Consider the following 25,532-nt stretch of genomic DNA (forward strand, 5'->3'; position numbering starts at 1 on the left):
TACAATAAATCCGATTGGTAAAGTGTGAATTGAAAGATTTTTAATTTAATAGTTATTAAATGATGATAGTGCATTCCTCTTCGTCGTTTTTATATACTAGAATACCTTACTGAACCTGTACTTGTCCAATCAAGCAAGCTTTTTAATCAAATATTATATTAGAACACTGAACCCGTCCCCATGTTCAAGGGACGGGTTTGATGACTTTTTATGCAATTTTCGTTTCCATCTTTTCGTTTACTGCTTTCTTCTGACGAATTCTTAAAAATATATTATTAGATAGTAATGACGCAATAATTAAAATTGTGCCTAGTACATCATAAATTGTTACTTGTGTACCTTGGAAAATTGAAATACTTAATGTTGTTACTGGAACAAAATTAATAAATAGTAATCCATTTAAGGATGATAATATACTTACCCCAAAGTTCCATCCTAATAGTGCAATTAGCCCTGGGAAAATAATCATAAATAATAAATGCGGCGTAACAGTTTTAACTTCTTCAACCGTTGGAACAGCTGTATAGCCGAACAATGTTGTACCAATTGTAATGATGATTGCCGTTACCGTTCCGAGCAAACAAGTTATCGTTGAATATCTTAATGTTGACCAACCTTTAAATTGACTGCCTCCCATAGTATAAATAACCCAGCCAATTACCGCAAGTAAAATGAGCAAGGTCGGAATAATATCTTCTGTCGCGCTGAAAAATGCTTTAATATCTCCTTTTGTGATTACAAGCAAAGCACCGATAAAGGCGACAAGTACACATAATAATGTGAAACGATATGGACTTTGTCTAAAAATTATCCAGGCAATAACAATAGATATCATTGGCATAAGTGACTCCATTATCGATGCTGCCATAATACCTGGTTCCCCTAATAAGTCTTGCCCCCAAAAAATAAATAAATTATAAACCGTAAAAGCCATCGTTCCGAAAAACCATAACTTTAAGCCTTTACCTTCAAAGCGGAAGGCTTGAACCCCTTCCCTCCATAAAAGTAAAACAACTAAAATAATCGTAACTGCACCATAACGGAAAATTGTAAAATAAAATGGATCAATATATTCGAATGCAGAATGCGCGACTGGAAACATCGCTCCCCACGAAACAGCTGCAATGAAACATAAAAATGCCCCTAACAACACACTGTTTTTCAATACCCTTCCCCCTATCCACATGTTGTAAACTACCTTTATTCTATCTTTTATATACATCTTGTAAAATGAATATAAATGATGAATTCTATCACTTTTTTTGATATCATAAAATTTGTGGATAGGAGGGGAGTTACGTGGAATTAAAAGACTTAGAGATTTTTCAAACTGTCGCTGAAAAAGGTACGATCACAGAAGCTGCAAAAGTATTGAACTATGTTCAGTCAAATGTTACTGCACGTATACATAAACTAGAAGAAGAACTGAATACGGTGCTATTCAACCGACATCGTCGAGGGATGACACTAACTCCCGAAGGAAAAAAACTATTAAAATATAGTAAAGAAATACTATTATTAACAGATGAAATGAAAAAGGCAGTACAAAGTAAAAAAGAACCATCAGGAAAACTAGATATCGGCACCGTTGAAACGGTATACCACTTACCTAAAATATTAACGAGCTATATTAAAAAGTATACGAAAGTCGATTTATCTTTATATACCGGCGTTACTGAGTCGTTAGAAAAAGATGTATTAAATCATAAATTAGACGGTGCCTTTGTTTCAGAAACCGATTTTCATCCAGATATTATCGCCCATGAAGTATTCGAAGACGAGCTTGTGTTAATTTCTGATAAGCAAATATACACTTTAAAAGAATTATCCAATGAGCCGGTGCTTTGTTTTAGTAAAGGATGCGGTTACCGTGCTAGACTTGAAAGTTGGTATCGAGACAAAAACATCACACCACACAAAGTAATGGAATTTGGTACGTTGGAAACGATTCTACGTAGCGTTGCGATGGGATTAGGAGTTACTTTCGTTCCCAAATCAGCTGTCGTAAACTGGGAGTCAAGTAATCTTATAAAATGTCATACATTACCTGATCAATATAGCAAAATCAAAACCGTGTTCATTAGAAGGGCTGATACGTACTTAACTTCAACAATGGAGAAGTTTATTGAAACAATTGAACTGAATAAAAGTGTAATAATTGAACGATAGCGTAAAACAGGTATGGGCAGAATTAATTTTCCACACCTGTTTTTTTCAAACTATCAACTGTGAAAACTTGTCAATTACCCACAGTCTTTGGATAACTCCATTTTATACTAACTTATGTGCATACCATTTATCTCCACGGAACCTGATAATAAATACTAAGCCTCGGACTGCCCATTCAGCAATCATAGCTACCCATACACCGATAATCCCAAAGCCTAATGTAATTCCAAGCACATAACCAAGTACTACTCGGAACAACCACATCGACAACATGGAAACAATCGATGTAAATTTTGAATCTCCAGCTGCTCGTAATGCCGATGGCAATATAAAACTAATAGCCCATAAAATCGGTTGGAAAATCGCACAAAGAACCGTGATAATAAAAATTGTGCCAATAATTTCTTCTGGTGCACTGAACATCTTCATCAATAAAGGAAATGTAGGTAATATCAATAACGATGTTACAATAAAAAATATGGACGACAGCCCTAAAAATGACTTTGTAAATTTCCTGGCATCCCTTATATTTCTTCTACCAATACATTGACCGACAATGGTAACAATGGCTATTGCTAAAGCATTTGAGCCTATTTGGAATACTAATGTGATAGACCCTGCAATCGCATTTACCGTTAAAGCAAGGGTTCCCAATTGTACGATAAATGTTTGCGTCAATAACTTTCCACCATTAAAAAATAGTTGTTCCGCAGCAAATGGAATGCCAATAAACATTACTTTCTTCAAAATAGAAAAGTCGAGATGAAGTGCATTTTTTACCTTAATGAATCAACCATATTAACAGCACTGACAGCTTCAGTACCAGATGAACTAATCATGGCGGTATTAAATAAAATCATTAAAATTAGGAAAGCTTGATCGACTAAAATCGGAATGATAATCGATATTACCTCTTTAAAATGAATTGAATCACCAGACAAATATTTCCCTAACCAAAAGTTTGCTCTTTTTTTCACATTCATAATTATTTTACTCAATTCAATGCATCTACTCACTTCTTTTATATTTTTATAAATTACTTAGGATTCCGAAATATTCAGCCAAAAATAACCACATTCTACCTACTCGCCGGTAATGGATATTCGTGCAATTATACAAACAATTCGTAAATTAATGTATTCTATTATTATAGAACAATTAAAAAATAATTCAAATGGAAGTGGTCTTAATGAAAAAAGCGCTCCTATCTTGGAGTGGTGGGAAAGACGCAGCACTAGCCCTTAATGCAATTAAAAAAAGGCAAGAATATGAGATTGTCGCTCTTTTAACCACTCTTACAGAAGAGGACAAAAGGGTTAGTATGCACGGGGTTCGTAAAGAATTACTCGATGCACAAGCAACAATGTTAAAGCTCCCTATCGAATATGTGTACTTACCAACCGAAGCCGGTAACGAGTTGTATGAAAAACGAATGAAAAAAACTCTGTCTCGCTTTTTAAATCAAGGAGTTGACACAGTAATTTTTGGAGATTTATTTGTAGAGGAGATTCGTCAGTATCGTGAAAAACAACTATCACAAATTGGTATGAAAGCCGCTTTCCCACTTTGGAACAAATCCCAGAAAGATCTAATTAAACAGTTTTTAAACGAAGGTTTTCAAGCAGTTACTGTATGCATTGATACAAACGCATTATCACAAGCATTTTTAGGAAAAAATCTTGATGAATCATTTTTCTCAAATCTACCGGACTCGATTGATATATGTGGGGAACATGGGGAATATCATACTTTTGTTTATAATTGTCCTTTATTCAAACAACCTATTTCTTTACAAAAAGGGAAAAAATCAACGAAATGGAATCACTTTGCCTATTGCGACTATTTTTTAAAGAATAGTTAATTTCTAGATAACTAACTTTTTTGACTTAACACTCCTTTAATTCTTTACATTATTGATTTAAAACTAAACATTAAATGCCCCTTTTATTATTTTTTTACACTTTTTTAACGAATGATATGATATTCGTTTAACTATACTGATATTAAGGGAATATACTATATTAACCTGATTATAAAGGAAGGGGACAAATGAGTAAATTTACTGTTTATGATTATACTTTTCAAAATTTAAGCCAAAAAAACATGACCTTTGAACAAGTGTTTGATTACATTGTAAAGTTTATGAAAAAGGACCCAATCGGGAGTTTTAAACTTATGTTTGGCACTGACTCACAAGTACATCATAGCTATACGAAGTTTATTACAGGTATTGTGATTCAGTGTGAAACAAAAGGAGCTTGGGCTTGTATACGTAAGGTCATCGTTCCGCGAAAAATGAACAATCTTCATGAACGAATTTCTTATGAAACGACTTTGACGGAAGAAGTTGTCTCAATGTTTACTGAAGAAAGAAAGGACCAATTGATTGGAATTGTACTACCCCATATATATAAAGGTGCAAGTTTTACAATTGAAGGGCATATTGATATTGGCTCTGGCAGGCGGAATAAAACGAGAATATTTGTTAATGAAATGGTTGCGCGAATCGAATCGATTGGTGTGGAACCAAAAATTAAACCCGATGCCTTTGTCGCTAGTTGTTATGCAAACCGTTATACAAAATAAATGACTGTTACTTTAACGTCCACAATACTTAAGTTCGAGTGTAATAAATCGATGTGTGACCTAATGTATCATGTAAATCTCTAGAAATCCGTAGACGTTCTTCTCGTTTCACTAAGGCATCAATCTTTTGGTTTGCCTCCTGTAACTTGGCTTCTAGTTCCATATTTCGATTCATGGACCGGATAGCTATTGGCATCACGAGCATAAGTACTAGTAACAAGCTATTTGCTATAAACCCTATTTTTATAACAAAGAAAGCCAGTTCTATCAATACGATAATTACGATGACATATGCTATTTTGAATTTTTTATGATTAATATACCAGCCAATGAAATTACACGTATATAAACCAAGGAATATATTATAAGGTTCATACAAAAAGGTTTTTAATCCATTAAAGATTAATGACATGGCCGATTCAAAAACTTCCTCTGGCACATCTTCTTCTTCCCAAAATACCCAACGCATACCTAAGAACTGACCGATTGACAACCTGAATCACCTCTCAGTTTTCATATCATTCAGATAATTCTTTACTGTCAATATATTTATTTAAATTTTTCGAAAAATAAAATTAAGATATTAAAAATAATTAGAAATAAAAAAGTGTTAAATCTACCTCTTACCAATGTAAAGAAGGTTGATTTAACACTTTTCTCTTTTTTGTAAAATTTACAATTATTTCACATTTAATCATACTAATCTAATTTTTACTTCGATATAATTATCATGATTGTTTTTGACAGGTTCGGAATAATGCCCCCGTCAATTTCACATTTCGAGATGGGATTGAACTAAGTATATGAGCCAATGACATTGATCATTAGATTTAATATTTTCTAACATGCCCTTGATTATTGCATGACTTGGTTTAGACTTTTGTAACTCTTTATTTAAAATCTCAACAGATTCGACTTCCAAAGGGTTAGTAAGTATATCAAGTAAGTATTTAATTTCTGAATCAATTGATTGTTGTACATTTTTAATTTCGAAATTCATTTTCTCATTAAAATTTCTAAACATTACTTCATTTATAAAGACCTTTTGCGAGTAATTGGCTAAAAGGTGTGTCCGTTCAACTAGCACATCCGCCAAATGATTCGCATCTATTGGCATATGATAAGTGAATATTATATGGGAATAAATATCTAGTAAACCTTTAATATTATATAATAGTTCATACTTTGTTTTTTCAATTTTAGTTCCATAGCATTCTCTTAACAAATGAAGAATAGAGTGATTCATTAATTGATCATAACGATGAATCTTTATTAACAAATCTTCATTCAAAGTATGGAGCCGGTCTTTGACAAACATATTTGCAAAATCTGAGTGTCGTTGAAACTCAGTAAAAAGATATAAGTATAAATTAAAAAGCTTTCTTTCTGGTTCTGTCGATTCCTTGACTACACGGTCAACACCAGTTGTGAATCGCTTCATAAAGTAATCAATAATTTCATTAATAAGTTCATCCTTCGATTTAAAGGATAAATAAAAGGCACCTTTGGATATTCCACAATGATCTGTTATTTGCTGAACTGATGTTGCATCAAAACCTCTAGCAGCAAATAATTCAATGGCTTTTTCCATAATTAATTGTTTTCTATCCACTATTTATTCCTCGCTTTATTATGTGTTGACACTGACCGATTAGTCATTTATTATAGGGTTTGTTACTAGATTTGTCAAGAAAGGGTAGGTGTAGAGTGAAATCATTAGTTAACTTTGTTATAAGAAATAAATTAGCCGTGTGGCTACTAACTTTTATAGTTGTATTTACAGGAATTTATTCCGGTTCAAAAATGAAGATGGAATCAATTCCTGATGTATCTGTACCATATTTAATCATTAATACCGTTTATCCAGGTGCAACGCCGGAACAAGTTATGGAAGAAGTTTCGATGCCGCTTGAAAAGGCAGTAGAAAGTTTAGAAGGGGTAAATGCCGTTTATTCCAACTCTTACTCAAGTATGTCATCGATTCAAATCGAGTATGATTATGAGCAAAATATTGATTTTGCTAAACGGGAAGTAGAAAATGCCCTCGAACTAATAACTTTGCCTGATGATGTTCAAGATCCCATGATTACGAAAATTAGCATGAATATGATGCCGGTTCTCGTTTTAAGTATTAGTAGTACTGAAGAAGACATCGTGGAATTAACTTCTACCGTTGAAGATATAATCGTTCCGAAAATTGAACAAATTGAAGGTGTCGCTTCAGCTACAACAACAGGGCAACATATTGAAGAAGTCGAACTTACCTTTGACGAAGCAAAATTAGCTCAATATGAATTAACAGAACAAGATGTTAAAGATATTGTTCAAGCAACCGATTTAGATGTATCCCTTGGTTTATTTGAATTTGAAGATGGTGAACAAGCCGTTCGTGTAGATGGGAAATTTACGACAGCTGAAGATTTAAAAGAAATGTTAATCCCTGTTACACCGACGGAAAATCAACCATTACCATTTGTTAAATTAGGAGACCTTGCCACAATTGAATTGGTCGGAAAAGTAGAATCAATCTCCCGTACAAATGGTGAAGATTCCATAACGATTCAAATCATAAAAGGCCAAGAAGCAAATACAGTTGAAGTTGTTAATGCTGTAAAAGATTTAATGAAAGATTATGAAGATAAATATGCTGGTTTAAATGTCGATTATACGTTTGACCAAGGTGAACCGATCGAAAACTCCGTATCACAAATGGTAAGTAAAGCGTTATTTGGTGGCGGAATTGCCGTATTAATTATTTTACTATTCCTACGGGACGTTAGATCAACAATTATTTCCATCATCTCCATCCCAGTTTCGATTTTAACCGCCTTACTCATCTTAGATTATTTAGATATGACTCTAAATATTATGACGCTAGGTGCGATTACGATCTCGATTGGGCGGGTAATTGACGACTCGATTGTTGTTGTTGAAAATATTTATCGAAGATTACACTTAAAAGGTGAAAAATTACGGGGACGTGCGTTAATACGTGAAGCTACTATTGAAATGTTCCTGCCGATACTATCTTCTACAATAGTAACCGTTGCCGTATTTGCTCCATTACTATTTGTCGGTGGTATGATTGGTGAGTTGTTCTTACCATTTGCTTTAACAATGGCGCTAGCCCTTGGTGCATCCTTAATTGTAGCGATTTCAATCGTTCCATCTCTATCACACTCGATGTTTAAAAAGCAATTGTATGATGAAAGTGTAAGAGAGAAAAAGGTGAAAAAGCCAAGTAGTCTTGCTCTTGCTGGTATTTATAAAAAAGCATTACGCTGGACATTAAATCATAAAATTATTACATCACTCGTAGCGATTGCTGCGTTAGTCGGAAGTTTAATGTTAACTCCACTCGTTGGTTTTAGTTTCTTAGGTAGTGATGAACAAAAAGTAATGTATATTACATACACTCCAAAACCTGGTGAAACTGAAGAGCAAACATTGGAGAATGTTACGGAAGTAGAAGAAAAAATGCTTGCCCGTGACGATGTGATAGCTGTCCAATTTTCTATTACAGACAACACGAGTGCTGAAGCGGCAATGATGGGCGGTGGCGGCTCATTAATGTTTGTTGTTTTTGATGAGGAAACGAAAGATTTCCCAGATGTGAAAAGAGAAATAGAAGGCTATCTTGAAAACATAAACCATACTGGTAAATGGCAAAGCCAAAACTTTATGACTGGTATCGCAAGTAATGAATTAAGCTATTACGTATACAGCGAAGATTTAGATGACTTAGAAGCTGCTGCTAATGAAATTGAAGCAGTTATGGCTGAAAGTAAATATTTAGAAGACGTTTCATCAAGTTTTGATGAAGCATATGAAGAATATTCACTCCGTGTTGAACAAAAAACATTATTACAGTACGGTTTAACGACGGGTCAAATTTTAATGATGTTAAACCCTATTCGTTCAGAAGAAGTGTTAACAACCGTTGAAAAAGACGGGGATGACATTAATGTTGTCATCACACATGACCAAGAAATGCCATCAACCTTCGATGAAATGCTTGATCAAATGGTACCTACGATGACAGGTGACTTCGTTCGCTTAGGTGATATCGTCAAAGTAGAAGAAGGTTCTGTACCAAGTCACTTAGACCGTAGTAAAGGAAGATTCTACGCAACTGTATCTGGAAACATTGTCGGAGAAGATGTTTCCAAAGCAGCAGTAGATGTGGATAAAAGGCTGGCTGATCTTGAGCTTCCTAAAGGTGTAGAGTTTGATGATGCAGGTGTAACGGCCGATATGGAAGAAGCCTTTACTCAGCTTGGAGTAGCAATGATTGCTGCTGTATTAATTGTCTACTTCATTCTAGTAGTTACGTTCGGTGAAGGTCTTGCACCATTTACAATCTTGTTCTCTTTACCATTTACAGTTATTGGAGCAATTGTCGGCTTATGGATTGCCGGAGAAACCATTTCCGTCATGGTATTAATGGGAATGCTCATGTTAATTGGTATTGTTGTAACAAATGCGATTGTATTAGTAGACCGAATCATACGAATGGAACGTTCCGGTATGGAGATGCGTGAGGCTATTTTAGAAGCTGGAAGTACACGTTTACGTCCAATTCTAATGACTGCGATCGCAACAGTTGGTGCGTTAATCCCGCTATTATTTGAAACAACAGGTGCGACTGGAACGTTTATGTCGAAGAGCTTAGGTGTTACCGTAATCGGTGGTCTAGTTTCTTCTACAATCTTAACTCTGTTCATTGTACCTATTGTTTATGAAAGTTTATCTAAACTATTTAAGAAAAATCGAAAAGAAATCGTGGAAGATTAATTTAGAAAGAGGGATTTCCTACACGGAAGTCCCTTCTTTTTTTTACTTTATTTCGTTATGGGATTTGTGCAATACATTATTTCATCTTTAACATCTAAACAATTGCGAATTTTTCTAACCTTTACTATGATAAACGTATAGCTAGTTGTCACAACTGATGAAATTGAAGTTCAATCTTTCACATTCAATTTGTTCTATGTAAAAACAAAAAGTTTCATCCTATTCTACACTAGCTATTGTCATAAACTTTTGTAAATATTTTTTGTAAAATAATATTAAGGGGGAATAATGAACAATGAAAGCATTAATTAATATCGACTACACAAATGACTTTGTTGCTGAAGACGGTGCTCTAACTTGTGGGAAACCAGGGCAAGTTCTTGAAGGGGAAATTGTTCGTTTAACAAAGGAGTTTATCGATAATAACGACTATGTAGTATTCGCCATTGATATGCATAAAGAAAATGATAATCTCCATCCAGAGACGAAACTTTTCCCTCCACATAATATAGAGGGTACTGACGGCAGACTTTTATACGGTGAGTTACAGAACGTTTGGGAAAATAATAAAGATAATCCAAATGTATATTGGATGGATAAAACAAGATATTCTGCTTTCGCTGGAACAGATTTAGAAATAAAACTACGGGAACGTGGAATTACAGAAATTCATCTCGTCGGTGTTTGTACAGATATTTGTATTCTACACACAGCAGTTGATGCTTATAATCGGGGATTCAAAGTAGTTGTCCATAAAAATGGAGTGGCTAGCTTTAATCAAACAGGTCATGAGTGGGCACTACAACACTTTGCAGAAACACTTGGTGCTAAAGTCGTTTAATTTAAAGCGAATTCAAATTTTTAATTAAGCGTACATGTTTATCTTTTCACAGTTTGTTTATTTCACCTACGGAGGTGCACCAAATGAACCACTTATACAATGATGATAGTTTATCGTTACACACTGACTTATACCAAATTAATATGGTAGAAACATATTGGCGTGATAACTTTCATAATCGAAAAGCGGTTTTTGAAGTATATTTTCGAAAACTCCCCTTTGGTAACGGATATGCCATTTTTGCAGGTTTAGAAAAGGTCATCCGTTTCCTTGAAAATTTCCGTTTCTCCGATACCGATTTGGCGTATTTAAGTGAACAAGGATATGAGAAAGATTATTTAAATTACCTAAAAAATATTCGCTTCACAGGTACTATCAAAGGAATGCGCGAAGGAGAATTAGTATTCCCAAACGAACCTCTCCTTCGTATTGAAGCACCAATTGCGGAAGCACAGCTGATCGAAACTCCGATTTTAAATATCATCAACTTTCAAACCCTAATCGCAACAAAGGCTGCACGCATCAAATATATTGTCGGTGATGAAGCAGCATTAGAGTTCGGTTCGAGACGGGCACAAGAAATGGATGCTGCTATTTGGGGAACACGGGCAGCTTATATTGGCGGATTTGATGCCACTTCCAATGTCCGTGCAGGAAAAATGTTTGGCATTCCGATAGCAGGAACCCATGCCCACTCAATGGTTCAAGCATATCAAGATGAGTATACTGCTTTTAAAAAATACGCTGAAAGCCACAGAGATTGCGTTTTTCTTGTAGATACGTATGATGTGCTTCGTTCTGGAGTACCGAATGCAATAAGAGTTGCGAAGGAAATGGGAGATAAAATAAACTTCGTAGGAATCCGTATCGATAGTGGTGACTTAGCATATTTATCTAAACAGGCTCGAAAAATGTTAGATGAGGCAGGTTTTACAGAAACAAAAATTTCAGCATCAAGTGATCTTGATGAATATACGATTATGAACTTAAAAACTCAAGGGGCACAAATTGACATTTGGGGAGTTGGTACAAAACTCATTACCGCATACGAACAACCGGCCTTAGGTGCTGTATATAAAATTGTCGCTATTGAAGATGAAAACGGGGTAATGAAAGATACAATCAAAATTAGTGCCAATCCAGAAAAAGTGACAACCCCAGGTTTAAAACGGGTTTATCGCATCATCAATAAAGATAATAAAAAATCTGAAGGTGATTATATCGCGTTAGACTTTGAAAACCCACAAGATGAAGAACCGTTAAAGATGTTCCATCCGGTTCATACGTATGTTAGTAAATTTGTAACAAATTTTGAAGCAAGAGAATTACATTATACGATTTTTGAAAACGGAAAGCTCGTATATGAGTTGCCTCCTCTTAATGAAATTAAAAACTTCGCACAGGAAAACCTTGATTTACTTTGGGATGAATATAAACGTACCCTTCATCCAGAAGAATATCCTGTAGATTTAAGTCAAGCTTGTTGGGATAATAAAATGTCCAAAATTGAGGAAATAAAAAAGAAAGTGGCTTCTGAATTAAGTAATAAATAAAAATACGAGGAATTTCATCCACCATTAATTACAGCAGCAAATGTGTAAAACACATCGGGGGAAATAATATGGCCAAAATAGGAATCTACGGTTCTTCCTTTGATCCAATCACGTATGTCCATTTATGGACAGCAAGTACAGTTGCCCATCGTTGTAAATTAGATCGAGTCATTTTTCTGCCAAGTTCAAGCAGACGAAAAGATAAAAAAATTTATACTGAAGATTATCACCGTTGGAATATGGTTCAAATGGCTATTCAAGATAATGAGAAGTTTATCGCTGATGACTATGAAATGAAACAAGACCCATGGAAAATAACGACTTACGAAACACTGAACTATTTTAAAGAAAAATACCCGAACGACGAAATTTATTTTATAATGGGTGCGGATTTATTAGTAGATATTGGCGAAGGAAAATGGGGAAATGCGGAAACTTTAATTAGAGAAAATAAGTTTATTATCATGGCAAGAGATGGGATTGACATGTTAAAAGCTATTTCTAAATCCCCGATTTTAAGAAATAACGATAATGGAAATACATTTCATTTAATTGATAAAGGTTTAGCAATGGAGATTAGCTCAAGTTATATCCGTGAAGAATTTGCATTAGGTGGCGAACCACGTTATTTACTCCCTGAAAGCTGTTATAATTATTGTATAACGAATTCCCTGTATCAAAAGGAGAGGAAATAATGAGTCTACAACAAGAAATTATAAAAGCTTTACATGTCAAACCAATAATTGATCCGAAAGAAGAAATTAGATTACGGATTGATTTTTTGAAAGATTATTTAAAGAAAACAGGTGCTAAAGGATTCGTATTAGGAATTAGTGGTGGCCAAGATTCTACTTTAGCAGGAAGACTTGCTCAACTTGCAGTTGAAGAACTACGAGATGAGGGAATAGACGCTACATTTATCGCCGTTCGACTCCCTTATGGCACACAACAAGATGAAGACGACGCGCAACTCGCAATCGAATTTATTAAGCCAGATCAAGTTAAAACCTTTAATATTAAGTCAGCTGTCGATACTTTCGCTGAGACTTATGAAGATGCTGACGGTCAAGCAATATCCGACTATCAAAAAGGTAACGTGAAAGCTCGGTTACGAATGGTTGTTCAATATGCACTAGGCGGGATGCATGGCTTACTTGTTATCGGTACAGACCATGCTGCCGAAGCAGTCACTGGCTTCTTTACAAAATATGGTGACGGTGGTGCTGATGTTACACCATTAACTGGGCTAAATAAAAGACAAGGACGTGCTCTTTTAATCGAACTAGGGGCTGATGAACGACTTTACTTGAAAGAACCTACTGCTGATCTTTTAGATAACAAACCTGGTCAGGCTGATGAAACAGAACTTGGTATCAGTTATGATGAAATTGATGATTATTTAGAAGGTAAAACAATTTCAACCGAAGCAGCTAAACGACTAGAAGGCTTGTATACTCGTTCCGAACATAAAAGGCATGTTCCTGCAAATCCTTATGATGAATGGTGGAAATAATTTGTTGCAGTACAGCGAGGCAATCCATATAGGAAAATGGATTGCCTTTTTAGTGTATGAACATACATCATTTAATGATTAACAGTCTTTTTCACAAATTCCTTGAACGCTTCCTCTTCTTCCACAAACGGAAAATGATTACTATAATTAAACGTTGTTAATGTGGCATTAGGCATTAAATCAGCAACTTCCTTCGAAAAGACATGTGGACATTGGGCGTCATGTAACCCACTAAATATAAATGCAGGGATACGAACTTTATGTAAATCTGGACGTAAATCAAAATCATTTACTTCTTTATAAGCAAAATAATTTAGACGAGGTCCTACTGTTCTACCGCTATTTGGTCTATTCATAAATTCATCATAGCGGTCCTTATTATAAACAGACATCATTCCCCATTCACGACCTAAAGCTTGCCTTTTCTCTTTCGGTGTATTAGGATCTTCAAGTAATTTTAATATTTCTAAAACGCGAGCATTATTTGGATTGTCTTTACAGTAAATACTATCTGGATGGTTCATATATTCATTCGATGCACTTAAACCACCAGCAATAATCTTCGTTAAATGTTCTTCAGCCATGATGGCATATTTAAGCGCAAGCATGCCACCCGTTGAGTTTCCCGCAAAAGCCCATTTTTCATATCCTAAAGCTTCCCGGATTGCTTCTAAATCCTTTACTGTCTCTTCCATTGTGAATTGCCACTCATGTTCCGCTTTAACCGATTGACCGCATCCACGTAAATTTACTAGATAGACTGTGTAATATTCCGTAAAAGGTGCTGCTAGTGTATTACCCTTCTCATTGAATTCACTGTAATGATGGGTCACACATAATGGTTCACCGCTTCCCTTTTTAAAATATTCAAAGACACCACGGGAAGTTTCAATTAGATTTTGCTCCCACATAATCTCTCCCCTTCCTCACACTTCAATTATAACATTATTCTGTAAATTGAATATCTATTGATTTCATATAGTTTTCAATTCATGCGCTAAATTCGTTGATTACAAATACGAATTAACGGACATGCTTCACATCTCGGATTTTTTCGACAATGGACTTTTCCATGCTCAACAATTAGCGCATGAAATTCGTTATATATTTGTAGATTATTAGGTAGCTCACTTTCTACTAGCTTTCGAAAAGCATCATAATCTTTAGGCATATCGAGACCAATTCGGTAAAACAGCCTTCTACAATATTGATCAACGATAAAAATTGGTTTCTCAAAGGCATAAACTAACATACAATCCGCAGTTTCTTTCCCGATTCCGTAAATACCCAATAATTCTCGCCGCAACGTTTTTAAATCTAATTGATTAACTTTTTCTATCTTATAATCGTATTTTTTAAACCATTGCATAAACGCTTTAATCCGTTTTGCTTTCACATTATAAAACCCACTCGGTCGAATTAATTGGGCTAACTCATCCGTTTCTAATCTTTCCAATTGATTAGGTTGTAAAAATGGACGTAAACGGGTTAAAGCCTTCTCAACATTATGCCAATTTGTATTCTGAACAAGTATTGCTCCAATCATCATTTCAAATGTAGTATCAGCGGGCCACCAGTATTGCGGTCCATAATAGGTATATAACTTATCAAATATTAATGGATAAATTGATGTCATTTCCTCCCTCCACTTTAGCACTTTGTTCTAAATCAAGAAGCCTTTTTTTCATCGTTAATCCTCCGCGAAAGCCCGTTAATTTGCCAGATTTACTCAACACACGATGACAAGGGACAACAATCATAACAGGATTTGCACCAATTGCGGAACCGACTGCCCGAACGGCCGATGGTTTGTTTAGTTTTTTTGCAATATCGGAATAAGAACATATTTCACCATAGGGGATGTTTTGGAGTTGCATCCAGACAGACTTTTGAAATGGTGTACCATACAAATCAATAGAAAAATTAAATGTTTGTCGTTTTCCTAAAAAATATTCTGTAAATTGTTCAACGTAATTGAAAAGTTTAATTTTATCTTCTTTTAACACCGCATTCGGTATTTTTTTATTTACCCAATCCTCAACCTCAGTAATGGTTTCATTTTGCGAACCGACAAAACATAATCCTTTTTCTGTTGCCGCTAAGTAAATATTCCAGTCTTCACAAATTAGCTTTGAATAATAGACAATTTGTTTATTTTTCCCGCTCATGGTTTAGCCACCTATTCTCAATTTTTTATTCTAATTGTATTATACTTAGTCAATATATATAAACAAACTTACAGTAGTTCCTGTACATAGCCTAGTTCTACTGCATATAAAAAACCCAAGGATGCACTTAATTCCAAACATCCTTGGGTATAAGATAATCAAAATAAATTGAAAGTCAAAAAATATTAAACTAAATTTTAAATCTACCAATTACTTGTTGAAGTTCAGATACGGTAGAAACAACTTTTTCAGTTCCTAACGCAATTTGGTCCATAGAGCTGCTTGCTTCTTCAGTTGCTGCTGTTGTTTCTTCAATACCTGCAGCAGATTCTTCGGTTATTGCTGTTATTTCTTCAATTGCCCGGTTCATTTCTCTACTTTCATCAACCATTTCCGCAAGGTTTCTAGAAACAATATCGATACGTTCTGCCATCGTTGTCACTGCATTTTTGATTGTTTCAAAAGTTTCGCCGGTTTTCTGAATTTGTTTCGTTCCTTGTTGAACTTCCATATAGCCATTTTCTAAAGAGTTCGTAACAATATTCGTTTCACTTTGAATATCTTTTACGATTTCTTGAATATCCGTTACAGAAGATCCCACACCTTCAGCTAATTTGCGAACTTCCTCCGCAACGACAGCAAATCCTTTTCCATGTTCTCCTGCTCGAGCTGCCTCAATAGCAGCATTTAATGCAAGTAAATTTGTTTGTTCAGATATATCTCGAATGACGACAACAAGATTGGAGATTTTTTTCGCGCTATGTTCTAAACCTTGAACTTTCTCCACAACATCTCGGACAATTTTATCAATGTTCTCCATTTGATTTTTTGAACCTTCCATTAGTTCATGTCCTTGGTTCGTCAATTCAAGGACTGTAAGAGAATGTTGTTGAACATCTTCACTTTGTTTCCCTGCATCTAACATTCTTTTCGTAAAAGTATCCGCAATGGCAGACAAATCACTTGCTTTAGTTGCTTGATTTTCCGCTCCACTTGATAACTCTTGCATTGTTGTTGCTACTTGTTCAGATCCTGCTTTAACCTCATTTGCAGCATGGGCTAAATCTTTCGTATAAGTCGTTACATCTGTCGAAACTTGATTTGCCTTTTTAATTAAATCCTTTAAATTGTTCATTGATTCATTAAGGGATTTTGTCATGACACCAATCTCATCTACATCTTTTACTTCTAAAGGAGGATGAGATAAATCTGCTTTTTCCAATTCAATCATTCGTTGGGTAACTTTTTCGATTCGTTTAGCGAAATTATTTGAAAGTGTATATGCTAAAATAAGACCTGTGATACCAATTATTGCTGTAACAGCAAGATTAATAAGGATTGAATCATAAAATATATTAAAAATATTTAACAACGTAAACATAATGATAATAGTCAATTGCATCGAAAGCATTTTCATTTTTATACTACGATTCATAGCAATCTCCCCTCAATTTAATGTGAAATTATAAACAATCTTTTTCTAAAAATAAGTTCTCTTATATTTATAATCGGCAAATTTTAGCAGTTATTTAGTACTGTTGGCCTATTATTTGTGAAAATTTTTAAAAAATTATTGTTTTAAATAAAACAAAGGTACCATTGTAGCCAACAATGAATACCTTTTTAAGCAAGGACTAGTATTGATAGATTTCCTTTAACCGTTTACCAATAACTTTTAAATCTCGTTCTTTTGCAATCTTATATCCATTTTCCGTAATATCTGGTAAATCACCTTTGATTATTTTTACAATTTTTCTATGGAAATCTTCAAGACGATTAGCTTTATACACAACTTCTCCATCTTTCAATTTAGAATAAATTGGAATATCTCGAACTAAAACAGGAATCTTTGCTGCAAGAGCTTCTAATAGGACAATCCCTTCCGTTTCTTCATACGTTAAAAATAAGAAAAGATCACTACCACAATACGCATCCCTAATTTCACTGCGATTAACATATCCAGGAAAATGAAGATTTGCTGGAGCTTTTGTTATAGCTTTGCGTATTTTCGGTTGAATCATATTTAAATTCGTATAACCGAACCAAAAAAATTCATACTCTGGCATTCGTTTAGCCAATTCAATAAAATCCAGTATCCCTTTTCTTTTAATATAATGACCAACGGAAATTATCACCTTTTTATCATCAGATAAATTATATTTTTTTCGAAACCGTTCTCTGGCCTCCGTTGTCTTTTTAAAAAATTCCGTATCGATTCCATTTGAAAGGCTAACAATGGGAGGTTTAAGACCATAACTTTTTAATAAGTCTTTCGAGTATTCTGTCGGTGTAATAATTACATCGCCACTATTATAACAATGGGTAATCCAACGTTTAAATAACGGAGCAAATAGATTAGAACCAATAAACGAATTGCGGAAGTCTTCCATTGTGGAATGTGCGTGATACACGACTTTTTTCCCTTTACGTTTTGCACATTTACTCATAATAAAAGAGTCAGGAAAAATTGTATTAATATGGACAACATCATAATCATCTTTTTTATCCATGGTAAACGGTACGCCAGCCTGTTCTAATGCTTGTTTTTGGTGGCGAACCGCTTGCCCGACACCACTTTTATTTACAAGCTTTAACATCCCTGAGTATAACAATATTTTCTGACTCTTGTCTTCTGATGAACCCATATACATTTCCTTTCTTTTATACAAACCATTCAATAAACTGATTGAAACTCCAATCGAGTCCGAACGTATAAATTGCAATTGCTAACGGTTTTCCTAATAAAATTATACTTGTAAACTTTAAATAAGTCATTTTCGTCGTTCCGGCTAAGTAACAAAGAAAATCATCCGGTGCGACCGGTGCAAAAATGGCAATAGTAAACAAAGTATCAAATTTTTTACTAGCTATCCATTTCATATACTTATCTTGCATTTTTTTACTAAAAAACAATTGGATAACTTTATGTCCGCACTGTTTAGCAATTGCAAATGCAGCAATTGATCCGAGGCATATTCCTATATAATTTAGAATAAATCCTCCAACAGGACCAAAAAGTAAAACACCGCCAAGTAAACCAATTCCACCTGGTAATATAGGAAAAACGACTTGTATTGCTTGAAAGACAATAAAAACTACTGGAGCCCATACTCCAAATGGCATTAAGAATTCCTTTAATGCAACTTCCGAAGTAAAAATACCAGTGCGTAATCCATAAATAATGAAAAGGATACAGCCAATAATACTAAAAATCGTTAACACATTCATTAATATTTTTATTCGACGACGGACTAGTTCATTAACAATGATTTTTTTCTTTTGTTTTTTTGGGATAAACTTTTTATAATTACTTTCCGTAATACAAGCGAGTTTGCTTTTTAATTCCTCTGTTACCATTTCACCCTTGTGTTTCGCTTTTTCATTCAAAAAGAAATACACCTCTTTATCATTCATAATTCCATTGTAGCGTAAAACTATTTTTCAGTGATTCTATTATACTTGACAATTTTCGAAACATGCGCAAGACATTTAATTTAAAAATAACTCAATAGTATTATACCTTTATCAACTAATTTTGTGTGAATAAATTTGAAAAGAATGGTAAAGTTATCAAACCGTAAAAAACTGTATTTACATATATAACTGTAGTATGAATTTTAATTATTGCTTTTCAACCTATATACTTTAAATTTACTGTAAATTTTTCCCTTTTAGTATCGCTTTTCAGATAAATTATGATTAAAATTCTTCCAGTTTTTCTTATATAAAAGGGGGATGTCATTAATATATTGTGAACAAATAACCTTACATTTTACTGTTAAAAATATGTAATTGTTAAAAAAATGTAATTGTTAAAAAAATGTCGCTCATCATTTGATGAACGACATTATCGCGTTTATCTATATAAAAATTTTTATTATCAGTATGATTCGGAATTCCTTGCCTGTTCGATTATTTCCTTTACCGTTTTCCTTGCTTCTTGAACACCTAGTGGACGCATTTCTTCTCCAAACTCAGCGGAATAGTCCACAGCTTCTTGTTTTTTCTGTGCCAATCCTTTTCTTAACCGTCTACCGTATTCTTGATCCGCTTCCTTTAACCCTCCCATTGTTGATGGTCCATAGTTGACATGTATGTTTTGTCCAAGAGCTTTATCATTATAATAGCGCATCTGTCCGCCTTCTTGATTGGTTGCCACCCTTTTTTTAGCGGCATTAATTGGTAACTGTAAATAGTTTGCACCAATCTTTGTGTATCTGAATATGAGAAGGTTCGTCCTTGTAACATTTTATCATCGGAAAAGTCGAGTCCATCAATAGGACACTTGTTCCAAAAGCTACTTGTTCCATTTCATTAAAGTAGTTTTCAGGATTTTTGTTTAACACAAGTTTCCCAACAGGCAGCCATGGAAACTGCTCCTCGGGCATGTACAATCCGTTCTGGAACCTTTTCCCGGTCAAAGTGACTTATTTTTTCAATAGAGTCATAGTTCTCCAGCATTGCAGGACCGCGATTTCCAACTTCTGATTATTCGTTACTGGAATAGTTTATTGGAAACTAAAGATACAATTGAACTAAAGAAAGTTACGAATCCTTTTGTATCTGCTTTTGTTGATCGAGTAACGAAGCGACAGATTGACTGGCTTCATCAGTGGATTGTAGTAATTGACTATTTTGTATTTCTTGCATATTCACAACAGAGGCAATTTCTTCTAACGATGCACTTGCCTGTTCAATTACAGCACTAAACTCATTAATGGATTGTTCAATAGCATTTGACGTTTCTAAAATATCCTTCGTAAATTTTGAATAGGACACAATGTTATCGTTCAGATCATAGAAATTGGATTGTATTTCATGAAATGCATTTTTCGTATGCTGTGAAAGGTTTAAAAGAGCTGTAATTTTCCCACTAGCATTTTCTACAACCATTACCGTATCTTCTGTTTCACTAATTAAATGACTTAAATTTTCATGAATTTGGGCTGTTGTTTGGCTCGTTGTATCAGCTAGTTTTCTAACTTCCTCTGCCACAACAGCAAAACCCTTTCCTGCCTCTCCTGCTCTTGCTGCTTCAATAGTTGCATTTAAAGCAAGCATATTTGTTTTTGCAGCAATATCTTCGACAACTTTAGCAAAGTTTGATGTGTCATTAATAATACGGGCTAAAGATTTTATTCGAGAATTAACTTGTCCCATCTGATTATAAGTTTCATGTAATTCTTCACTTAATTTAGATATAGATTGTTCCCCAACCTGTGTCGTTTTTTCTGCATTTCCTGCTTCCTGTTGTAGCCACTGGGCAAGTTCATTCGTTTTATGGATCACTTGATTAGTTTCGCTCAATGAGGCGGTAATTTCGGAAATTGAATCTGATTGAACCTGAATCCCAGCGGAAATTTCATTAACAGATCGGTTAATCTCTTTCGCTGATTCAAAGTTCTCATTACTCTTTTCTTGAACGACATTAATTAAATTTGATAAATTTTGCGTACTTTCCGCAATAGCCAAACCCATTTTCTTATTCTCATTGAGTAATTGTTCAGTTTTTTCTTGTAAACCGATGACATCTTTAGACATTTTGCGAGATATCGCTAATTGAAACCCTAATAATACACTAACTAGCCCATAGATTAGGTATATGGTGCCATATTGCCCAACCGCTAATGATAAGACATCATGATGTAAAAAGGTAAAGAGTAACATGGTTAAAAATCCTAATGCTGATGCCAACACCAATATTTTTACTTCCATATAAATTGCTGATGCTGCAATCAACACATAAAGTAAAAAGTATGTAGTTGGCGACACGCTGTTTTCCATAATAATAAATAAAACAATAGCAAGATCTAGCATTGCTATATATGGGATATATTCGATTCCCTTATTATATTTATGCATGAAATAAATAATACTGAGGCCGATTCCACCACCAATGACGATGGAAAGAATTAGAGGTAATTCTTTTTGTAAAATAACATCAACAATCGTGGCCAATATCACACAAGAAAATAAAGCTTTTATAATTAAATTATTTTTTCTTTTTAAATCAGCTAATTTTATTTTTTCTATTTCACTCATTGGTCCCCCTCCTTTATACCATTTGCAATGACTTTCACCCTCACGAGAGTGATTATTATGAATATTGTATCATTTTTTAAATAAAAAATAATCCCAAACACCTTTTACTATACAAATTTAAAGGCTGACCGTTATATTGATCAGCCTAATTTCAATAATTAATAATTACGAAGTACAAAGTAATTTAATAATTGCTTTAAAAAAGGAGTGTTTAATTGCAGTTTTTGCAAAGCATCATATGCTAGACAATAATGTTCCCACATCGCTTTTTTCGCATTTTCTTTACCTAAAACTGTAACGAAAGTGGAACTATCGTTTTCCTTATCGAGTCCCATTGGTTTTCCTAGTAAACTTTGATAACCTTCAACATCAAGCAAATCATCCTTTATTTGAAAGGCGATTCCTGCATATTTTGCGAATTGTTTTAATAACTCGATTTCCTTGTCTTCAACACGCGCTAGAATTGCAGGCATAACAAGGGATGCTTCAAAACCAATTCCTGTTTTATAAAGACACATCCTATTTAACTCTTCTAGGTTTAATCTTTTTCCCTTTGCAGTTAAATCCATCGCTTGACCAATGCACATTTTTTGGATTATTTGCGAAGAATATTGAATAAGATTTAGTACAACACGTTCATCGAACTTCGTAAGCTTTGTTTGTTCCTCTACCGCTTTTTGTGTCATATATAATCCCGTTAATTCGGCTATTGCCGTATTGTAAGTTTCATGAAGTGTCGGTCTACCACGACGTGTTTTCGCATTATCTTGTGTTGGAAGATCATCAAAAATTAATGATGCTGTATGCATGTACTCTAAAGATTTCAGTAATGGAAAAATCTCGGATTCATTTAATCCGTATTCTTTTACCCCCATCACCCATGTCATAATTGGGCGTAACCTTTTCCCATCACCTTCTAAACTGTAATTAGCCGCATCAATAATCGATTCATTAGGGAGATTATGTTCATTTTGAATTAATAAATTTTTATTTATCTTTGTACGAACTGTTTTCACTGTTTCCGAGAAATTCTTTCTTGCTTGTTCTTCATTTTTTAAAATCGTAATCATACGGTCTCGGAGTAATTTATCATAAAAATCTACATCCGTAGCCTTATTTACCATTATTTGAATTAACTCGTTGAAAGAAGCATCATTTACGGCAAATATATTCATCACTTTTTCATAGTTATCATCGCCTAATCGGGATTTAAGACGTTTTAAACTATTTACTGCCCGATTTAATATTACTTCTCGTACATCTCCATTAGAGGAATACACATTATGGATTAAATAAGCAATTACTGTCCAATATAATTCAAATGGGTTTATTAAATCAGTACGTTTTTTATAATATTTATAATAGTACGTAAAAGGAGTGACCGCACCATTTTCTAAATCCTTAAATAAATCGGTGAAGTCATCCGCCAATTGGTTATAAATGCCGTAATAAAAAGTTCTATTATCAAAGCCAGGATCTTCAGGGGCACTTAAGATGGTGCGCACTATGAGTCTTGATGAAGATGATTTTAAAATGATTGGTATAAAGAGGTCCTCATTCGTGTAATTTGAATTATCCAATGTTTTTTTCCGATCGACTTCTTGAGAATGAAAGAAAATATAAGCTTGTTCATAAAATTTTTGTTTTGTTTCTGAACGTTGATTTTGTTTGATTAATTCAAAAGCCTTGCGTAATTCAGTATAAACTTCTTCAATGAATTTTTTATTTTCACCTGTCCATACTCCTAATTCTGGCGCAGTACCTGTAATTAATGTTGTTCGAATTAAATGACTAAAGCGATTTTGCTCAGCTTCAGATAATATTTTAGAATCTAACAAATCATCAATATAAGGATACGTAATACCATACGCATAACCTAACTTAATCGCTCGAGTTAGTCGTTTACTCTGCTCTTCTTTTGAAATACCAACCGGCATCTCTTCCCGTTCTTGCATTACAACGCCACCAACAATTTTGATTAGTTTTCGCTTCGCTTCTTCCCGGTCCATCCCATCTGGAATTGCTCTTGCAACTTTTTGCAGTTTTTCAATTAACCAAATCGTTGCTAATTCCGTATCTTCTTTTTTAGCGTCACGATAAATTCGTGCCCAATCAAAAGTTTGGTCCAATTGTTCGCTTTTCTTGCCTGAGTGATTCACTTCTGTATGCAAATCTTCCTTTAAATTTTCTACAATTTCCTTAATTCGTTTCTGCGTTTTTTTGTCATCTAACGTCTTACCTAAATCTCTCATAAAAATATAAGAAACACTGCGATACAAATACTGTTCCAAACGCTCGGTTTTAATAAGCCATTTAATGTATTGCCGATGTTGTTTTTGCTGTGGAATTTCTATTTTAGAAAAAAATGCACCGACGGGTCCTAATACATGGTCCTTTTTCCAAATTTGAAAATCACTCGTCAACTGTTTAATATAAGTTTTTTCTTCATATTGCTTTATCAAATCTTGAAAATAAACTTTCGCTTGTTTTTCTGCTGATTGATATGTTTCTTCCGGTTTTCTTAATATTAATTCATTCATAAAATATATACCTCATCCGTTCATGAAAAATTTTTATCAAACTTATCGTGCTACATTTATGTAAAAAAATTTATGTAACACCGTTAAAATTCCTCTAGTTTTGCTTATTATCTATATATATCTATTGTACATGAATTTATTTATTATAAATTTAAATTGTATGTTTTTATATTAAGAATATTTTCTAATTAAATTTTTCTATTATAAGAAAATCCCTTAGTGACTTTTTAGCGGACACAAAGAGATACATATTATTCTTCTCCTTCTAAGTAGGATAAAGAAACTTTTAAATTGGCATTACGTTCACGAATTCGGTTTAGTAAGTCTTGTTTTTTTATTTCCGGTTTTGTACTGATAGCAAAAGTATATAAAATCATTGTACCAAGATTTGTCGTTTCTACTTTTCGTAACTCATGACGTTCTGTATAATTTTCAAAAATATCATCGAATAACTCGTCGTAAATTAAATTCTCAGGAACTGTAATTTTTAAAATTTGTGTATCTTTACCTTTTGCATAGTCGTATTTGTATAAGAAATTTATCAAAGCGCTTATAAGGAGACATTTGTTCAACAACCATATCATATTGTTGTTTCGTAATTAAATATTTTTTCTCCCTACGGCTAAATATTTCTATCGCCACTTGTCTCATCCTTTCCATTGTTCTCCTTTTGTTTACGTTAATTTAATAATTAATTTACATTGTTAAAATACATTGAGAGGAAAATGAGAATTTGATTAGAAAGTTCTTTAATGTATAGGAAAAAAGAAAAACCTCAGATTAATCGTCAAAAGCAATTAAACTGAGGTTTTTTATCCAAAAAATAAACTTATTTAAACTGTTTTGCTAAGTTTTCTAATGTTTGGTCATGCAAGCGATAAACGGTCCATTCATTCATCGGGACTGCACCCATTGCTTTGTAAAATTTTATCGACGGTTCATTCCAGTCAAGGCATGACCATTCCATACGTCCACAGTTTCTTTCAACTGCCAGATGGGCTAAGTAGGCGAGAATTGTTTTTCCGAATCCTTTCCCACGCATCTCTGGTTTTATATATAAATCTTCTAAATATAAGCCAGGTCGTCCGACAAAGGTGGAAAAATTATGGAAAAATAACGCAAAGCCGACAGGTTCTTCTTTATATTCCGCAATAATGACTTCAGCTACTTTTTTCTCAAAAAGGGATTCGTATAAAATTTCTTCCGTTGCAACAACTTCATCTAACATTTTTTCATAAATGGCAAGTTCTTTTATAAATTGGAAAATAAGTGAAATATCTTGTTCTTTAGCAAATCGTAGACAGAAATCTTCTATTTTCGTTTCAA

23 protein-coding genes and 2 pseudogenes are annotated in these 25,532 nt (G+C 34.0%); 8 read left to right on the plus strand and 17 right to left on the minus strand.

Going from position 1 to position 25,532, the window contains the following annotated elements; translation table 11 throughout:
- Positions 1 to 208: 208 nt before the first annotated feature.
- Positions 209 to 1,165 (minus strand): DMT family transporter, encoded by a 957-nt coding sequence (locus tag GW534_RS06360; protein ID WP_161920223.1) that lies wholly within the window; start codon positions 1,163 to 1,165, stop codon positions 209 to 211.
- Positions 1,166 to 1,299: 134 nt separating this feature from the next.
- On the opposite strand from GW534_RS06360, the gene GW534_RS06365 reads away from it, so the two are divergent.
- On the plus strand, positions 1,300 to 2,169 hold the full coding sequence (locus tag GW534_RS06365; RefSeq protein ID WP_161920224.1) for a LysR family transcriptional regulator: 870 nt from the start codon (positions 1,300 to 1,302) through the stop codon (positions 2,167 to 2,169).
- Between the two features lie 102 nt (positions 2,170 to 2,271).
- Here the strand turns inward: GW534_RS06365 and GW534_RS06370 are convergent.
- Positions 2,272 to 2,955 (minus strand): annotated as a pseudogene (locus tag GW534_RS06370) (MATE family efflux transporter); the annotation flags it as partial.
- Positions 2,946 to 3,167, minus strand: coding sequence for a hypothetical protein (locus GW534_RS16900; RefSeq protein ID WP_407670447.1), 222 nt, complete (start codon positions 3,165 to 3,167; stop codon positions 2,946 to 2,948). The gene GW534_RS16900 and the pseudogene GW534_RS06370, both read right to left, overlap by 10 nt.
- A 191-nt stretch (positions 3,168 to 3,358) precedes the next feature.
- On the opposite strand from GW534_RS16900, the gene GW534_RS06375 reads away from it, so the two are divergent.
- Together GW534_RS06375 and GW534_RS06380 are read left to right on the plus strand one after the other, a co-directional pair.
- Complete coding sequence (locus tag GW534_RS06375; RefSeq protein ID WP_161920225.1) at positions 3,359 to 4,030, plus strand: Dph6-related ATP pyrophosphatase; 672 nt, start codon at positions 3,359 to 3,361, stop codon at positions 4,028 to 4,030.
- 188 nt (positions 4,031 to 4,218) lie between these two features.
- Positions 4,219 to 4,755 (plus strand): ribonuclease H-like YkuK family protein, encoded by a 537-nt coding sequence (locus tag GW534_RS06380; RefSeq protein WP_161920226.1) that lies wholly within the window; start codon positions 4,219 to 4,221, stop codon positions 4,753 to 4,755.
- Between the two features lie 28 nt (positions 4,756 to 4,783).
- On the opposite strand, the gene GW534_RS06385 is transcribed toward GW534_RS06380, so the two are convergent.
- Positions 4,784 to 5,248 carry a sensor histidine kinase gene (locus GW534_RS06385; RefSeq protein WP_161920227.1) on the minus strand — a complete coding sequence of 155 codons (465 nt, stop codon included), beginning with the start codon at positions 5,246 to 5,248 and terminating at the stop codon, positions 4,784 to 4,786.
- A gap of 279 nt (positions 5,249 to 5,527) precedes the next feature.
- Positions 5,528 to 6,367, minus strand: a complete 840-nt coding sequence (locus GW534_RS06390) for a TetR/AcrR family transcriptional regulator (RefSeq protein ID WP_161920228.1) — start codon at positions 6,365 to 6,367, stop codon at positions 5,528 to 5,530.
- Between the two features lie 95 nt (positions 6,368 to 6,462).
- Here GW534_RS06390 and GW534_RS06395 point away from each other — a divergent pair, with 95 nt between their 5' ends.
- The 5 genes from GW534_RS06395 to nadE all read left to right on the plus strand — a co-directional run bounded on the left by GW534_RS06395 (position 6,463) and on the right by nadE (position 13,456).
- On the plus strand, positions 6,463 to 9,549 hold the full coding sequence (locus GW534_RS06395) for an efflux RND transporter permease subunit (RefSeq protein WP_161920229.1): 3,087 nt from the start codon (positions 6,463 to 6,465) through the stop codon (positions 9,547 to 9,549).
- Positions 9,550 to 9,844: 295 nt separating this feature from the next.
- Entirely contained in the window at positions 9,845 to 10,390 is a 546-nt protein-coding gene (locus GW534_RS06400; RefSeq protein WP_161920230.1) for a cysteine hydrolase family protein, read from the plus strand.
- An 83-nt stretch (positions 10,391 to 10,473) separates the two neighbouring features.
- Positions 10,474 to 11,943, plus strand: coding sequence for a nicotinate phosphoribosyltransferase (locus tag GW534_RS06405; protein ID WP_161920231.1), 1,470 nt, complete (start codon positions 10,474 to 10,476; stop codon positions 11,941 to 11,943).
- Between the two features lie 68 nt (positions 11,944 to 12,011).
- Positions 12,012 to 12,638 carry a nicotinate (nicotinamide) nucleotide adenylyltransferase gene (gene nadD / locus GW534_RS06410; RefSeq protein WP_161920232.1) on the plus strand — a complete coding sequence of 209 codons (627 nt, stop codon included), beginning with the start codon at positions 12,012 to 12,014 and terminating at the stop codon, positions 12,636 to 12,638.
- Positions 12,638 to 13,456, plus strand: a complete 819-nt coding sequence (gene nadE / locus GW534_RS06415) for an ammonia-dependent NAD(+) synthetase (protein ID WP_161920233.1) — start codon at positions 12,638 to 12,640, stop codon at positions 13,454 to 13,456. The genes nadD and nadE overlap by 1 nt, the downstream gene beginning before the upstream one ends.
- A 71-nt stretch (positions 13,457 to 13,527) precedes the next feature.
- On the opposite strand, the gene GW534_RS06420 is transcribed toward nadE, so the two are convergent.
- The 12 genes and pseudogenes from GW534_RS06420 to GW534_RS06475 form a co-directional block, all read right to left on the minus strand.
- Positions 13,528 to 14,367, minus strand: a complete 840-nt coding sequence (locus tag GW534_RS06420; protein WP_161920234.1) for an alpha/beta fold hydrolase — start codon at positions 14,365 to 14,367, stop codon at positions 13,528 to 13,530.
- An 86-nt stretch (positions 14,368 to 14,453) separates the two neighbouring features.
- Positions 14,454 to 15,092: an endonuclease III domain-containing protein gene (locus tag GW534_RS06425; protein ID WP_161920235.1), complete on the minus strand. Its 639-nt coding sequence runs from the start codon at positions 15,090 to 15,092 to the stop codon at positions 14,454 to 14,456.
- Positions 15,064 to 15,624, minus strand: coding sequence for a methylated-DNA--[protein]-cysteine S-methyltransferase (locus tag GW534_RS06430; protein ID WP_161920236.1), 561 nt, complete (start codon positions 15,622 to 15,624; stop codon positions 15,064 to 15,066). Before GW534_RS06430 ends, GW534_RS06425 begins: the two co-directional genes overlap by 29 nt.
- A 190-nt stretch (positions 15,625 to 15,814) precedes the next feature.
- A complete protein-coding gene (locus tag GW534_RS06435; RefSeq protein ID WP_161920237.1) occupies positions 15,815 to 17,059 on the minus strand; it encodes a methyl-accepting chemotaxis protein in 1,245 nt (414 codons plus the stop codon).
- 199 nt (positions 17,060 to 17,258) lie between these two features.
- Positions 17,259 to 18,293 carry a glycosyltransferase family 4 protein gene (locus tag GW534_RS06440; RefSeq protein WP_246203983.1) on the minus strand — a complete coding sequence of 345 codons (1,035 nt, stop codon included), beginning with the start codon at positions 18,291 to 18,293 and terminating at the stop codon, positions 17,259 to 17,261.
- On the minus strand, positions 18,286 to 19,038 hold the full coding sequence (locus tag GW534_RS06445; RefSeq protein ID WP_246203985.1) for a TVP38/TMEM64 family protein: 753 nt from the start codon (positions 19,036 to 19,038) through the stop codon (positions 18,286 to 18,288). Before GW534_RS06445 ends, GW534_RS06440 begins: the two co-directional genes overlap by 8 nt.
- Positions 19,039 to 19,663: 625 nt before the next feature.
- Positions 19,664 to 20,009 (minus strand): annotated as a pseudogene (locus GW534_RS06450) (catalase); the annotation flags it as partial.
- Positions 19,951 to 20,085, minus strand: a complete 135-nt coding sequence (locus tag GW534_RS06455) for a catalase (RefSeq protein WP_161920238.1) — start codon at positions 20,083 to 20,085, stop codon at positions 19,951 to 19,953. The gene GW534_RS06455 and the pseudogene GW534_RS06450, both read right to left, overlap by 59 nt.
- A gap of 84 nt (positions 20,086 to 20,169) precedes the next feature.
- Complete coding sequence (locus GW534_RS06460; RefSeq protein ID WP_161920239.1) at positions 20,170 to 21,666, minus strand: methyl-accepting chemotaxis protein; 1,497 nt, start codon at positions 21,664 to 21,666, stop codon at positions 20,170 to 20,172.
- Positions 21,667 to 21,824: 158 nt separating this feature from the next.
- The gene (locus tag GW534_RS06465; RefSeq protein ID WP_161920240.1) at positions 21,825 to 24,206 is read right to left on the minus strand and encodes a polyprenyl synthetase family protein; all 2,382 of its coding nucleotides are present in this window, start codon (positions 24,204 to 24,206) and stop codon (positions 21,825 to 21,827) included.
- A 251-nt stretch (positions 24,207 to 24,457) separates the two neighbouring features.
- A complete protein-coding gene (locus tag GW534_RS06470; protein WP_202630845.1) occupies positions 24,458 to 24,751 on the minus strand; it encodes a hypothetical protein in 294 nt (97 codons plus the stop codon).
- A gap of 284 nt (positions 24,752 to 25,035) precedes the next feature.
- Complete coding sequence (locus GW534_RS06475; RefSeq protein ID WP_407670448.1) at positions 25,036 to 25,521, minus strand: GNAT family N-acetyltransferase; 486 nt, start codon at positions 25,519 to 25,521, stop codon at positions 25,036 to 25,038.
- Between the last annotated feature and the right edge of the window lie 11 nt (positions 25,522 to 25,532).

It is taken from the genome of Pallidibacillus pasinlerensis (assembly GCF_009996845.1).
Classification (GTDB): Bacteria; Bacillota; Bacilli; order Bacillales; family Caldibacillaceae; genus Pallidibacillus; species Pallidibacillus pasinlerensis.